Origin of the sequence: Bifidobacterium pongonis (assembly GCF_019331805.1) — a bacterium.
Classification (GTDB): Bacteria; Actinomycetota; Actinomycetes; order Actinomycetales; family Bifidobacteriaceae; genus Bifidobacterium; species Bifidobacterium pongonis.
This window is the reverse complement of the sequence record NZ_JAHBBE010000030.1, coordinates 19,692-33,342: the sequence shown is the minus strand read 5'-3', so window position 1 is coordinate 33,342 and position 13,651 is coordinate 19,692. Positions and strand designations below refer to the sequence as shown.

The following is a 13,651-nucleotide window of genomic DNA, read 5'->3' as shown; positions in this document are numbered from 1 at the left end:
CCGCGCTCATGCCGAACAGCACCGCGATCACGTCCGCGTTCCTGAACATGCAGCGTGAGGTGGAGATCGGTCAGGTTCTCGACTTGGCCGTGGAGCAGGCGCCGCTGCAGGACGCCGAGGCGCTGGCGGCGGCCTCGTTGAACGTGTTCCGTTGGAAGACCGCCAGCTACACCACCATCGCTCCCATCGAGCTGGCGCTGCTGGGGTGCGGCATGGCACCGGCCGATGCCCGCGAGCGCGCGTTGTCCATCGGCGAACCGCTTGGTCTGGCCTTCCAATTGGAGGATGATCTCATCGACGTGATCGGGTCGAGCCGTGCCACCGGTAAGCCGGTCGGCGGCGATATCCGCGAAGGCAAGCGCACCGTGTTGCTGGCCGATGCCATTACGGCCGCCTCCCCCGGCGAGCAGCGCGAGCTCATCACCATGTTCGAGGCGCCGTCCCGCGGCGAGTCCGATGTGCGCAGGGCGATCGAACTGTTCTCCTCCACCGGCGCGATCGACCGTTCCCGCCGCCGCATCGAGGATCTGTGGGGCCGTGCCCTGCAGGCGATACGTGATTGCAGGCTGAGCGAACAGGGGGAAAACAGGCTCACCGAGGTGTGCGCGCGTTTCGTCCCCGACATCACCAGCCGCTAAACTGAATGCCGGAGCCGTCGTACGGATTTCCAGGATTCCCCATCTCACCAAGGATTTGACGATAAGCATGAGCGAAGACGCATCATCACAGAACCAGCTGATCGACGATCGGTACCGTGTCGTACGCGAGATCGCGCAAGGCGGCATGGCGACGGTGTACGAGGCGGTCGATGAGCGTCTGAATCGTACCGTCGCGTTGAAGGTGATGCATACGCAGCTCGCGCAGGGCGCGCATCGTGAGCAGTTCATCGAACGGTTCCGCCGCGAGGCGCAGTCGGCGGCGAGGATCGCCAACCCGCATATCGTCCAGGTGTACGATACCGGCGAGTTCAACGGCTTGGCATATCTGGTGATGGAATACGTGCATGGCGTGAATCTTCGGTATGAGATGAACCAGCAGGGCACGTTCACCGTGCGTGAGACGCTGCGTGTGATCGGCGAGACGCTTGACGGTCTCGCTTCGGCGCATCAGGCGAATGTGGTGCATCGCGATATCAAGCCCGAGAACATCATGCTCAACGATCGCGGCCGCGTGCAGATCACCGATTTCGGTCTCGCCAAGGTCGCTTCCGCGGCCACGCTTTCGTCCACGGGCATGCTGTTGGGCACCGCGGCGTACTTGCCGCCTGAAACCATCGAACGCAATGAGGCGACGCCCCAGGGCGATCTGTATGCGGTGGGCATTATGGCGTGGGAGATGCTGAGCGGATCCGTGCCGTTCGTCTCCGAGAACCCGGTGACCCTGGTGTTCAAGCATGTGCATGAGGATGTGCCGCCGGTATCGCAGCAATGCCCGGGCATCGATGAGGGTGTGTCGCGTTTCATCGAGCATCTCACGCAGCGTTCCGTGGAGGCCAGGCCCGCCGATGCGGGGGCCGCGCTGGCGGAATTGCAGGGATTGTGCGGCACGCTTTCCGCGGACGCGTGGATGTACCGCAAGCCGGCTGATGGCGGTGCCGTGCCGAATGCCGCTGGCGCTCCGATTCCTCCCGCTCCCCCGGCGCCTCCCGCCGCCACCGCGAACATGGCTTCCGATGCCAACACCGCGCAGTTCGCCGGCACGGGCGCGGGCACAGGCACAAGCGCGCAGCCGAACGCCACCACGCCCATCAACGCCGGTTCCACCCAGGTGTTCGGTGCCCCGAACGCGGGTACGCCCGGCGAGCATGAGACGGTGGCCATGCCGGGCAATAACGCCGCGAAGAACGGTAAGCGGAAGACCGCTGCCGCGTCGAAGCGTGGCCGGAAGGCGCTGATCATCGCGATCATCGCCCTTGTGGCCGCATTGGCGTGCGCCGGCGGCGCATGGTGGTATTTCATGGGTCCTGGCAGCTATTGGACCATGCCCAAGCCCGCCGATGTCACCTGCACGTCCGATTCCTCCTGCTCGCTGCAGGGCGCTTCCTGGAAGCGGTACGAGTCGACGCTCAAGGATGCCGGCATCCCGTACGAGGTCACCAAGGGCTACAGCGACACCGTTGAGGAGGGCCATGTGATCTCGGCTTCCGTGAACGGCAGCCCGGTCGCGGTCGACAGCCATATCAGCATGCGCCAGAACCAGAAGGTGAACGTCGTCGTCTCCAAGGGCGTGCGCATGGTCACGATCCCGTCGGATATCCTCGACCCGACCAGCGCCAACGGCAAGAATCCGCTGACCGCACTGAAGAACGCGGGGTTCACGAACGTCAAGCACGATACGGCCAAGGACGAGTATTCGATGGATGTGCCGGAGGGTGCGGCGTTGAGCATCACACCCAAGCCCGGCGTCACCATCAAGCATGGCGCCACGGTGAAGGTCGCGCTGAGCAAGGGGCCTATGCCGGTGACCATGCCCGATATCACGGGTCGCGCGAAGGATGAGGCAGAGCGTACGCTCGACGATCTGAAGCTCAAGGCCAATTTCACCGAGGAGTACAGCGATACCGTCGCCTCCGGCGAGGTGATTTCGACTTCCGTGCCCAAGGACACGCAGCTGCATTGGGGCGATTCCGTGGACGTGGTGGTATCCAAGGGCCCGGAGACCGTGACCATGCCGAACGTGGTGGGCAAAACCTATGAGGAGGCGAGCAATATCCTGCAGGCCCTCGGTCTTGAGGTGAAGAAGTCCGCGCCGTTGGGCGACCTGACGCATGTGGTGCGCCTGCAAAGCCCCAATGCCGGCGATCAGGTGCGGGTGCGCGACGATGCCGGCAATAAGACCGTAGTGACGCTCACCGTCGTCTGACAGCCGATGCCGAAGATTCCGGCCGATCAACGTAAATCGCCCGCCACCGGTACCGTTCCAGTGACGGGCGATTCGCGTTCGTCTATCGATTATTCGGCGGAACCGTTGGGTTCCCCGTTTTCGGCGTTCCCGGCCGCTTCGGCGGCGGCCTTGGCCTCGGTCTCCTCCTTCAGACGCGCCTTGACCTTCTGCGCGTATTCGGGCACGTACTCCTGACCGCTCATCTTCTGGATCGCGGCGCTGACCTTATCGGTCAACGTGCGCAGATCGTCATGCGTGATCTCGTCGGCGGCCTTCTTCTCCACCGCGATCGGCTTGCCGTACAGCACCTGGGTCTTGCCCTTCTTCGGAATGACCGTGCCGACGGGCTGCAACTTGTCGGAGCCGATGATCGCCACGGGAACGATCGGGCATCCGGTTTCGAGCGCCAGACGGGCCGCGCCGGTATGCCCCTTGTACAGGCGGCCGTCGGGGCTGCGCGTGCCCTCGATGTGGATGCCGAACAGGTGGCCGTCCTCGATGATCTCACGCGCATGTTCCAGCGCGCCGAGGGACTTGTTGCCGCCGGAACGGTCCACGGGGAACACGCCGACGGAGGTGAACCACCACTTCTTGAAACGGCCCTTGATGCCCTTGCCTTCGAAGTATTCGGCCTTGCCCATGAAGTGCACCATGCGCGGGCAGGTGATCGGAATCAGCGCGTCGTCGATGACGGCCAGATGGTTCGCCGCGATGATCGCGCCGCCCTCACGCGGGATGTTCTCCAGACCGGTGACGGTCGGTCCGAGACGATGACGTGCGATGGAGCCGAACCCGTTCACGAAAAACCAATACAGCACCTGGCGTTCCTTTCCACTCGATGCCCACCGTGGTTTACAGTGGTACATATGACTGACCCTAACAATACCAATGCAGGTGACGAGCGGCCAAAGCACGTGCCGGATGACGAAAGCAAGCCGGCCGATCTGGATGCCGCATGGGCGGCGTTCGAGGCCGAGCATCAGGACGATCTGAGCGACGTCGCCGCATCGCGCAACGCGAAACGCTTCGAGAAACACGCGCAGCGCAAGGAGAAGGAGGCGCTGCTCAGCGTCGACGATCTGACCGCGGATTCGTTCGCGAAAAGCGGACCTTCGCGTGGGCCGCGCGATTTCACGGGTTCCAGCTGGCTGGACACCGACGACGTGATGGACAGGTACGGCGATGATTTCGTACCGCCGAACCCCAAGATCGGCCATGTGGGCGGCGCGAAACTGCTGTTCTGGATTCTGCTGATCGTCGGCGTGCTCGGCGTCATCGCATCCGTGTTCCTGCCCGCATATACGGGTGTGCTCGGCGTCATCGCCGGCATCTGCATCATCATCGGCGGCGCGGGGCTGCTCGCACGGCATAAGGGGTTCAACGAGACGCGCACCGATTATTTCGACGACGGCGCACGCGTGTGACGCGGTGACGCGCTAGTCCGCCGATGCGACGAATCCGTGTGATTCGACGTGTGATTCGACCTGCGAAACGTTGAGGGGCTCACCTTCCCAGCCGGAAGGCGAGCCCCTCAACGTTTCGCGGGTGTATTCCGGTATGCCCGGATTATCGTCCGATTCAGGCCTTCTTGGCCGTGGCGGTTTCGATCCACTTGTTCAGCAGGGCTTCGGCCTTGCCGGAGTCCACGGCCTCTTCGGCGATGGCGTACGCGGCCTTGAAGCGTTCGCCCAGCGTGCCGTCTTCGGGCACCTGATGGCCGTCCGCGACGATGGCGGATGCGGCGTTCAGCAGCGCCGTGGAGCGGAACGGCACGTCCTTGCCTGCGAGGAAGTCGCGTGCGGCCTGCGCATTGTAGGCGGGCTTGCCGCCCTTGAGATCGTCGATGGTGACCTTGGCGAGGCCGAGTTCTGCGGTCGGGTCGAATTCGGTTTCCGTGACCTTGCCGTCCTTGAACTCCCACACGGAGATCGGGCCGGTCGGGGCCATTTCGTCCAGACCTTCATTGGAGGTGTACACCATGCCGGTCTGACCGTTGGCGGCGTAGACGACGGCCATGACGGGGCTCATCGCACGGTTGGCGCAGCCGATGGCCATATGCTTCGGATTGGCGGGGTTGGTGAGCGGCCCGAGCACGTTGAACACGCACGGAATGCCCAGGGCGGCGCGGATCGGCCCGACGAAACGCATGGCCGGGTGGAAGGTCTTGGCGAAGGCGAAGGTGATGCCGACTTCCTGCGCGACCTCGGCCACGGCGGCGGGTTCAAGGTCGAGCGGCAGACCGAGGGCTTCAAGGCAGTCGGCTGCTCCGCATTCGGAGGATGCCGCACGGTTGCCGTGCTTGACGATCTTCACGCCGGCGGCGGCCGCCACGATGGCGCCCATGGACGAGAGGTTCACGGTCGCCGCGCCGTCACCACCGGTGCCGACGATGTCGGTGACCTCGCCAGACACGTCCAGCGGCACCGCGTGCGCCACCATGGCCTTGGCCGCGCCGGACACCTCTTCGGCGGTCAGTCCCAGCTGCTGCTGGGTGGCGAGCACCGCGCCCACGGCCGCGGGATTCGCGTTGCCGTTCATGAGGTCATCGACGAACCACTCGGATTCCTCGGCGCTCAGATGGTCCCCTCCGACCAGCTTGGTGAGGATCGACTTCCATGTGATTTCGGCCATGATGCCCTCCTTGGCGCTTCAGCACGCCCGTTTGTTGTACATTGCCGCCTCATTGTAATGACTTCCTGTTTCCACGCCGACGAACGTCCATATCACGGTATGACCAGGCTCCCCCCCGTTCCCGCTCCGGGCATCGCCCCTTCCTGTGCCCGGAAACGACGCAAGCCGCCACACCCGGTTAAGGTATGGCGGCTTGCGTTATCGGACGTTACGCCGTTGCGTTCAGACGTTCAGGCGCTCAGACGCTCAGACGCTCACTGCTCGTTCTGGCCGTGGCACATCTTGTACTTGCGACCGGAACCGCAGGGGCACGGAGCGTTCTTGCCGGTGCCGGGGAACGTGCGTCCATCGGCCCACGGGGTCTTCAGCTCCTCGCTCTTCGGCTGCTTGCTGGCCGGAACCTTGCCTTCGGCGTGGCTGACCGGTGCCGGGCCGACGATGACGGGGTTGCCGTCCTCGTCGCGCACGACCTCATCGCCGTCCTCGCTGGGGCCTTCGGTTTCGGTGTTCGCGGCCGGGGCGGATGCGATGCCGAGTTCGGCCTGGGTGGCGTTCACCGCGGCATCCTCATCGGACTCGGATTCGAGATCCTCGGTTTCGGCGACCTGCTGGATGTCCACGTGGAAGAGCAGCTGCACGGTCTCCTCCTTGATCGCTTCGATCATGGAGTTGTACATCTGGTAGCCTTCGCGCTGGTATTCGACCAGAGGATCGCGCTGACCCATGCCACGCAGGCCGATGCCGTCCTTCAGGTAGTCCATCTCGTACAGGTGCTCACGCCACTTACGGTCGAGCACGGCGAGCACCACGCGGCGTTCGAGCTGGCGCAGGCCTTCGGCGCCGAGCTTGTCTTCGAAGCCCTCGTAGGCGGCCTTGGCGTCGGCCACGATCACGTCGCGCACGGCTTCGGCGGCCTTCTCGCCCTTCTTGCCTTCGGCGGCCTTCTTGGCGTCCTCGATGGTCACCTCGGTCGGAATCACGCTGTTGAGCGCCTTGAACAGGCCGTCCCAATCCCAATCGCCCGGCTTGTCGGAGCTGTTGTTGGCACCCTTGACGTAGCTCATCACGGTGTCGGAGATGAAGCGCAGGATGTCCTCGTGGATGTCCTCGCCCTTCAGCACGGCCTGACGCTCGGCGTAGATGACGGTGCGCTGCTTGTTCATCACATCGTCGTACTTCAACACGTTCTTACGAATCTCGAAGTTCTGCGATTCGCGGGCCTTCTGTGCGGTGCGCACGCCCTTGGACACGCTCTTGGCGGCGATCGGCTCGCCTTCCGGCAGGCCCTTGGCCATCACGCGGGCGACGAGCTGGGTGTTGAACAGGCGCATCAGATCGTCTTCGAGGGACAGGTAGAAGCGGGATTCGCCCGGATCGCCCTGACGGCCGGAACGACCGCGCAGCTGGTTGTCGATACGGCGGGATTCGTGGCGCTCGGTGCCGAGCACGTACAGACCGCCCAGATCGACGACCTCCTGATGCTCGTCCTTGACCTGCTCCTTGATTTCCGCCAGCACGCCCGGCCAACGCTTCTCGTACTCGTCCGGGGTGTCTTCGGGGGAATAGCCGTCGGCCTTGAGCTTGGCGTCGGCGAGGAATTCGACGTTGCCGCCGAGCATGATATCGGTACCACGGCCTGCCATGTTGGTGGCCACGGTGACGGCGCCCTTACGACCGGCGACGGCCACGACGGCCGCTTCCTTGTCGTGCTGCTTCGCGTTCAGCACCTGGTGCGGGACCTTGGCCACATCGAGCAGCGTGGACACGACTTCGGAGCTTTCGACGCTTGCGGTACCGAGCAGCACCGGCTGGCCGGCGGCGTGACGCTTGGCGACGTCCTTGACGATGGCGGCGAGCTTCTCCTTCTTGGTGCGGAAGATGAGATCCTCCTGGTCGATGCGCTGCATCGGCTTGTTGGTCGGGATTGGCAGCACGCCCAGCTTGTAGGTGCTCATGAACTCGGCCGCCTCGGTTTCGGCGGTACCGGTCATGCCCGCGAGCTTGTCGTACATACGGAAGTAGTTCTGCAGGGTGATGGTGGCGAAGGTCTGGTTCTCGGCCTTGACCTCCACGCCTTCCTTGGCCTCGATGGCCTGGTGCAGGCCTTCGTTGTAGCGGCGGCCCGGCAGCACGCGGCCGGTGTGCTCGTCGACGATGAGGACCTCGCCGTGCGTGACAACGTAGTCACGATCGCGCAGGAAGAGTTCCTTGGCCTTGATGGCGTTGTTCAGATAGCCGATCAGCGCGGTGTTGTTCGGCTCGTACAGGTTGTCGATGCCGAGGAAGTCCTCGACCTTGGTGATGCCCGGGTCCAGGATGCCGATGGTCTTCTTCTTCTCGTCGACCTCGTAATCCTCGTCGCGGGTCAGCTTGACGACCAGCTTGGCGAACTCGCGGTACCAGCGGGTGACGTCGCCTTCGGCCGGACCGGAGATGATCAACGGGGTACGGGCCTCATCGATGAGGATGGAATCGACCTCATCGACGATGGCGAAGTGATGGCCGCGCTGCACCAGATCGGCCTTCTCCCACGCCATGTTGTCACGCAGGTAATCAAAGCCGAACTCGTTGTTGGTGCCGTAGGTGATGTCGGCGTTGTACTGCTTGCGACGCTCCGGCGGCTTCTGATCGGTGATGATGCAGCCGACGCTCATACCGAGGAACCGGTAGATACGGCCCATGATCTCGCTCTGATAGCTGGCGAGGTAGTCGTTCACGGTGACCACGTGCACGCCCTTGCCCTCAAGCGCATTCAGATAGCTCGGCAGGGTGGCGACCAGGGTCTTGCCTTCACCCGTCTTCATTTCCGCGATGTTTCCCCAATGCAGGGCCGCACCGCCCATAAGCTGCACATCGAAGTGCCGCTGCCCGAGAACACGCTTGGAGGCTTCACGCACGGTTGCGAACGCCTCCGGCATCATCTCGTCGAGGCTCTTGCCGTTCTCCAGCTGCTGCTTGAATTTCGCAGTCTGGCCCTTGAGTTCCTCATCCGAAAGCGCCGAGATCTCATCTTCGAGAGCGTTCACGGCCTTTGCGACACCCTCAAGCTTCTTGATCTGACGGCCTTCGCCCATGCGCAGTGCCTTGTCGACAATATCTACCACGTTCTGCTCCTGTGTCGGTCGCGATATTAAGTACCCGTGAGGCATTCTATGCCATTATGGCCGGGCACACTGCCAACCATCTTACGCGACATTGCCGATAACGCTGTCATTGCCGTGCAGATGGCGAAAGATTCGAGCATGAGTCGGGGCCCGTGCCGTATGCGAACGACGCGGGCCCCGTTTTCACCGACTCATGATCGTATATGGATTAATCTTCAGTTCACGTTCTCCGGGGTATCGATCTCGAACACACCGTAGCTCCAACCGTGACGGTGGTAGACGACGGACGGACGGCCGGTCTCCTTGTTGACGAACAGGAAGAAGTCGTGGCCGATGAGTTCCATCTCGTACAGCGCCTCGTCGATGGTCATCGGTTCGGCGATGTGCAGCTTGCGACGGATCACGATCGGGGTGTCGCCGACCTGGACTTCGACGGATTCGCCCGGGCCAAGATCGGAGGCGACGGCAGCGGCGGGGCTGTTCTCGACTTCCTCGGCGGGCTCTTCCTCAACCTCGGGCTCGGCCTGCGGCTCGATGACACCCAGATCAACCGGAACCGGGTTCTCATAGCCGCGGCGGTGATCCTTGCGGCGGTCGCGGGTGCGGCGCAGACGCAGGGTCAGCTTGTCGAGCGCCATATCCAGTGCGCTGAACTCGTCAGCGGAGGAAGCTTCGGCACGAACCACGGTGCTGCCGGCGATGATGGTGATCTCCACGCGCTTGGCGGTATCCGCCTGACGCGGATTGCCCTCATGGGACAGAACGATCTGGGCGCGCTGCGCATCGGGAGCGATAGCGGTCACACGATTCATCTTGCTCTCAACGACATCACGGAACCTTTGCTTGATCTGAGTGTGACGTCCGGTAATGACGATTTCCATGTGGACCTCCTAATAAACTCAAGCGGCGCCAACCGCTATTTGCGTTCCAGCCGTGTCTTCACTGACCGGGTACGTTTTATTGTAAACGAGCTTTTGGCAAACACCGGGAACAAACCGCAGAAAAATCTGTGAATTTCCTTGGTTTTTCTTATTCGCAAAAGCTGGTATAGTTGTGCGTTTGAGACCTCTTGATGGCCGCGGTCGGGCATGCACGCATGCCCGTCTGAGGAACTTCCGGGCTCCTAGAGCACGATGGCGGATAACGTCCGCCCAGGGTGACCTGAGAGATAGCGCAGCAGAGAATAGACCGCCTTTCGGCTTCGGTTGGAAGGTAAGGGTGAAACGGCGGTGTAAGAGACCACCGGGCCCCTGGTAACAGTGGGCCGCTTGGCAAGCCTCATCGGGAGCAAGGCCAAACAGATGGCGGTAAGGGCTGCTCGCCCGTGCCATCGGGTAGGCCGCTAGAGCCCAGCGGTGACGTTGGGTCGAGATGGATGGCCATCCGTGTGCCTGGCACACGACAGAACCCGGGGTATAAGAGGTCTCATTTCATTCTTGTCATCCCGTTTGGCGCATCGCCGCGTCAACACCGTTATTTCCCCGCTTCGTCACTTGGCACTTGGGGTTTCATGGTCGGGCAAATTCGCCCCACTCCCCCGTTTCATGCCATGTCGCCTTGCGTGTTCCGAAACGCGACACGACGCGACACGCCGTACGACACGCCGGATCAGCCGTTCAGCAGCTCATGCGCGACACGCCGCAGCGTGTCGGAATCATGCCCTTTGCGACCCCCTGCGGACCAGAACCGGCGCATACGCACCCGCCCATCCAGCCCACGGGTCTTCCTGGCCACCTTGCGGCCAAGTTCCCAAGCCGCCTCCTCGAATGCGCCCTGCGCGGCCGCCTCGTCGGCGACCCTGTGCGCGAGTGACGGGGCGACGCCTTTGCGGCGCATCTCCATCACCGCGCCACGGTAGCCCATCATGCGGTTCACGCAATACCGGACCACCGATCTGGCATATGCCTCGTCATCCAGCAAATGCAATTCGATCAGACGGTCGATGACGTCGTCGACCGTGCCTTCGGCGTACCCTTTGTCCGCCAGACGCTGACGCAACGAGCCGGTGGAACGCGGCGCGGCGTCGAGCAAACGGAACGCCGCCTCACGGCAGGCGTCGAAATCCTGCGGATCGAAGGAATCCGACTTCCCTGTACGAGGTGCGGAAGCGTCATTGGCAATGCCGGTCTTGAACGCACCTGTGGCGGTGATGCCAACGGCGCTGGCAATGCCGACATCACCAGCATTGCCAGCGTCGGTGGCTCTTTCACCCGGCTTCTGCGGCTCCGGCCCCTCCAAAGGATCCGGAACCGCATTCCCCTCCGGGAGGCCGTGCTGCGCAAGGAACTCCTGTGCGGAGATCATGCCCGTCAGGCCTTCGCCGCGGGCTTCGCCTTGGCGGCCTTGGCATCCGCAGGCTTCGCGCCAGCGCCCTTTTCACCGGCACTCTTCTCGCCGGTGTTCTTCTCGCTGGCGGACACGGCCTCGACGTTCTTATCCGCTTCGGCGGCGGCCTTGGTCGCATCATCCTCGGCGAACTGGTCCATCGGGTCGATCAGACCGAACTCGGCCTTCACCTTGTTCTCGATCTCCTCGGTGATGGCGGGATTGTCCTTCAGGAAGTTACGGACGTTCTCACGGCCCTGGCCAAGCTGGTCTCCCTCATAGGTGAACCAGGAGCCGGACTTCTTCACCACGCCCACCTGAATGGCCATGTCGAGCGCCGAACCCTCGCGGGAGATGCCCTCGCCGTACAGCATGTCGAATTCGGCGGACTTGAACGGCGGAGCCATCTTGTTCTTCACCACCTTGACGCGGGTGCGGTTGCCGACAGCCTCGTCGCCGTTCTTGATGGTCTGGATCCTGCGGATGTCGAGACGGACCGAGGAGTAGAACTTCAGCGCCTTGCCACCGGTGGTGGTTTCAGGGTTGCCGAAGAACACGCCGATCTTCTCGCGCAGCTGGTTGATGAAGATGGCGGTGGTGCCGGCCTGCGCCAGGGCACCGGTCATCTTGCGCAGCGCCTGGCTCATCAGACGGGCCTGCAGGCCGACGTGACTATCGCCCATATCGCCTTCGATTTCGGCCTTCGGCACCAGCGCCGCCACGGAATCGATCACGATGACGTCGAGGGCGCCGGAACGGATGAGCATATCGGCGATCTCCAACGCCTGCTCGCCGTTGTCGGGCTGCGACACGATCAGCGAATCGGTGTCGACGCCGAGCTTGCGGGCGTACACCGGGTCGAGCGCGTGCTCGGCGTCGATGAACGCCGCCACTCCACCGGCCTTCTGCGCGTTGGCCACGACATGCAATGCCAGCGTGGTCTTGCCGGAGGATTCCGGACCGTACACTTCCACGATGCGCCCCTTCGGCAGACCGCCGATGCCGAGCGCCATATCAAGGGCCAGCGAACCGGTGGGAATGACTTCGACGTTCTGCTCCGGCCTGTCGCCCAGCCTCATTGCGGACCCCTTGCCGAAGCTCTTCTCCACCTGCGCCAGCGCGGTGTCGAGGGCGGCCTTGCGCCTGGGATCAAGCTCGTGCTTCGCCTGATCAGCGCCGGTGTTCTGTGCCATGATGTTCTCCTTCGGGAATCAGTTGACGAACATGCCTCCACGGTATGGGGCCGATGCGCCGCCGGTCAAGAACGGCCGACCCCTGTGGTCGACACACCCCTGCCGGAATGCGCGGATGCCGACGAATCCCAATCAGGACAACGCCTTTCGCACCACCATCGACGACGTCCGCTGCGGGCGTCCGCGATATTCGCTGTGGATAACTATACCTCACATGCGAACATTTGTTCGAATCGTCGCCTCGATAATCGCCGTATGCCCATCATTCCGCGGACGCGTCGGCGCGTCACGCCAGCCTCACCCGAAGCACGCGGCTCATCGCACGGGCATGGGAGGCGCATTATGGTCGCGCCCCCAACGTTTCGCATCGGGAATGTCCATCTGATCGCACAGCACGTTCCACACCACGCGCGGCTCCTCACCGGCTTTCAGCGCCTCCACCGCCGTCATGTCTTCCAACCCCGTCAGTTCCTGATCCTGGGCCAGCGCCCTGCCGTAACTGCGCCCGAACACCTCTTCGACCAGCTGCCAAAATTCCCGTTCCTGCATGGGGACCCAGTGTACGCCGCCGGAACGATACGCCGCACGCGCCCGCAAACACCACAAACACCGCAAACACCGCAAACGAAAAGCCCCACGGCACGAATGCCATGGGGCTTAACCGTCATGCGGCGCAACCGAGCAACGGCGCAACCGCGTCAACGGCGATCACAGCACATGCTGCAGGAAGTCCTTGAACCTGGGTTCGGACGGATTGTCGATGATCTCCGGACCGCCCTGTTCCACGACCACGCCGCCGTCCATGAACACGACCTGGTCGGCGACTTCACGCGCGAATCCGATCTCATGCGTCACGACGATCATGGTCATGCCTTCATGGGCGAGTTCGAGCATGACGTTGAGCACCTCACCCACCAGTTCGGGGTCGAGCGCGGAGGTCGGCTCGTCGAAGAGCATGATCTCGGGCTTCATGGCGAGCGCGCGGGCGATGGCCACACGCTGCTGCTGGCCGCCGGACAGCTGCGAGGGGTAGTAATCCAGACGCTCCCCCAGGCCGACGCGTTCGAGCTCATGGACGGCCAGTTCCCTGGCCTCCTGCTTGCCCATGTGGCGCACGTGCACCGGGGCTTCCATCACGTTCTCCAGCGCGGTCATGTGCGGGAAGAGGTTGAAGCGCTGGAACACCATGCCGAGTTTGGCGCGCTGCGCGGCCACCTCCTTGTCGTTCAGGGTCTGCAGCACGCGCTGGCCCTTCTTCTCGACATACTTGTAGCCGATCATCTCGCCGTCGACCTCGATGCTGCCGCCGGTCAGGGTTTCCAGCTGGTTGATGAGGCGCAGCAGCGTGGACTTGCCGGAACCGGACGGTCCGAGGATCACGGTGACGCTGCCCGGTTCGACGGTCATATCCACGCCCTTGAGCACATGCAGATCGCCGAACGCCTTATGCACCTGGACGGCCTTCACTGCCGGGGTGCTCTTCGAGGTTGCTGTCGTTTCGTTGGTCATTGTCGC

The 13,651-nt window shown here is 63.2% G+C and carries 11 protein-coding genes and 1 other RNA gene; 4 read left to right on the top strand and 8 right to left on the bottom strand.

Annotation, left to right across the window (positions count from 1 at the left end; all coding sequences use genetic code 11):
- The coding region (locus tag KIH75_RS07855; RefSeq protein WP_219056197.1) for a polyprenyl synthetase family protein at positions 1-638 on the top strand (638 nt) is incomplete at its 5' end.
- A 67-nt stretch (positions 639-705) separates the two neighbouring features.
- Positions 706-2,862 (top strand): Stk1 family PASTA domain-containing Ser/Thr kinase, encoded by a 2,157-nt coding sequence (locus tag KIH75_RS07850; RefSeq protein WP_219056196.1) that lies wholly within the window; start codon positions 706-708, stop codon positions 2,860-2,862.
- Positions 2,863-2,951: 89 nt separating this feature from the next.
- Here the strand turns inward: KIH75_RS07850 and KIH75_RS07845 are convergent, their stop codons facing one another.
- Positions 2,952-3,701 carry a lysophospholipid acyltransferase family protein gene (locus KIH75_RS07845; protein WP_219056195.1) on the bottom strand — a complete coding sequence of 250 codons (750 nt, stop codon included), beginning with the start codon at positions 3,699-3,701 and terminating at the stop codon, positions 2,952-2,954.
- A gap of 48 nt (positions 3,702-3,749) precedes the next feature.
- On the opposite strand from KIH75_RS07845, the gene KIH75_RS07840 reads away from it, so the two are divergent.
- Positions 3,750-4,307 carry a hypothetical protein gene (locus KIH75_RS07840; protein WP_219056194.1) on the top strand — a complete coding sequence of 186 codons (558 nt, stop codon included), beginning with the start codon at positions 3,750-3,752 and terminating at the stop codon, positions 4,305-4,307.
- A 154-nt stretch (positions 4,308-4,461) separates the two neighbouring features.
- Here the strand turns inward: KIH75_RS07840 and trpD are convergent, their stop codons facing one another.
- From trpD to hpf, 3 genes are all read right to left on the bottom strand, one after another.
- Positions 4,462-5,514 (bottom strand): anthranilate phosphoribosyltransferase, encoded by a 1,053-nt coding sequence (gene trpD, locus KIH75_RS07835; RefSeq protein WP_219056193.1) that lies wholly within the window; start codon positions 5,512-5,514, stop codon positions 4,462-4,464.
- Positions 5,515-5,768: 254 nt separating this feature from the next.
- Positions 5,769-8,618 (bottom strand): preprotein translocase subunit SecA, encoded by a 2,850-nt coding sequence (gene secA / locus KIH75_RS07830; protein ID WP_219056192.1) that lies wholly within the window; start codon positions 8,616-8,618, stop codon positions 5,769-5,771.
- Positions 8,619-8,833: 215 nt separating this feature from the next.
- Positions 8,834-9,499 carry a ribosome hibernation-promoting factor, HPF/YfiA family gene (gene hpf, locus KIH75_RS07825; RefSeq protein WP_219056191.1) on the bottom strand — a complete coding sequence of 222 codons (666 nt, stop codon included), beginning with the start codon at positions 9,497-9,499 and terminating at the stop codon, positions 8,834-8,836.
- A gap of 179 nt (positions 9,500-9,678) precedes the next feature.
- Here hpf and rnpB point away from each other — a divergent pair.
- Positions 9,679-10,050, top strand: an RNA gene (gene rnpB, locus KIH75_RS07820) — RNase P RNA component class A.
- A 176-nt stretch (positions 10,051-10,226) separates the two neighbouring features.
- Here the strand turns inward: rnpB and KIH75_RS07815 are convergent.
- The 4 genes from KIH75_RS07815 to KIH75_RS07800 form a co-directional block, all read right to left on the bottom strand.
- On the bottom strand, positions 10,227-10,922 hold the full coding sequence (locus KIH75_RS07815; protein ID WP_219056190.1) for a regulatory protein RecX: 696 nt from the start codon (positions 10,920-10,922) through the stop codon (positions 10,227-10,229).
- 5 nt (positions 10,923-10,927) lie between these two features.
- Positions 10,928-12,136, bottom strand: a complete 1,209-nt coding sequence (recA, locus tag KIH75_RS07810; RefSeq protein WP_219056189.1) for a recombinase RecA — start codon at positions 12,134-12,136, stop codon at positions 10,928-10,930.
- Between the two features lie 315 nt (positions 12,137-12,451).
- Entirely contained in the window at positions 12,452-12,685 is a 234-nt protein-coding gene (locus KIH75_RS07805) for a DUF3046 domain-containing protein (RefSeq protein ID WP_219056188.1), read from the bottom strand.
- 159 nt (positions 12,686-12,844) lie between these two features.
- Positions 12,845-13,645, bottom strand: a complete 801-nt coding sequence (locus KIH75_RS07800) for an amino acid ABC transporter ATP-binding protein (protein WP_219056187.1) — start codon at positions 13,643-13,645, stop codon at positions 12,845-12,847.
- Positions 13,646-13,651: the final 6 nt, after the last annotated feature.

What these genes read in the sequence shown, in the direction of transcription:
- KIH75_RS07815 (WP_219056190.1), bottom strand. Translation starts at nt 10,922, where the DNA reads ATGATCTCCGCACAGGAGTTCCTTGCGCAGCACGGCCTCCCGGAGGGG.
- KIH75_RS07850 (WP_219056196.1), top strand. Translation starts at nt 706, where the DNA reads ATGAGCGAAGACGCATCATCACAGAACCAGCTGATCGACGATCGGTAC.
- KIH75_RS07800 (WP_219056187.1), bottom strand. Translation starts at nt 13,645, where the DNA reads ATGACCAACGAAACGACAGCAACCTCGAAGAGCACCCCGGCAGTGAAG.
- KIH75_RS07805 (WP_219056188.1), bottom strand. Translation starts at nt 12,685, where the DNA reads ATGCAGGAACGGGAATTTTGGCAGCTGGTCGAAGAGGTGTTCGGGCGC.
- recA (WP_219056189.1), bottom strand. Translation starts at nt 12,136, where the DNA reads ATGGCACAGAACACCGGCGCTGATCAGGCGAAGCACGAGCTTGATCCC.
- KIH75_RS07840 (WP_219056194.1), top strand. Translation starts at nt 3,750, where the DNA reads ATGACTGACCCTAACAATACCAATGCAGGTGACGAGCGGCCAAAGCAC.
- trpD (WP_219056193.1), bottom strand. Translation starts at nt 5,514, where the DNA reads ATGGCCGAAATCACATGGAAGTCGATCCTCACCAAGCTGGTCGGAGGG.
- hpf (WP_219056191.1), bottom strand. Translation starts at nt 9,499, where the DNA reads ATGGAAATCGTCATTACCGGACGTCACACTCAGATCAAGCAAAGGTTC.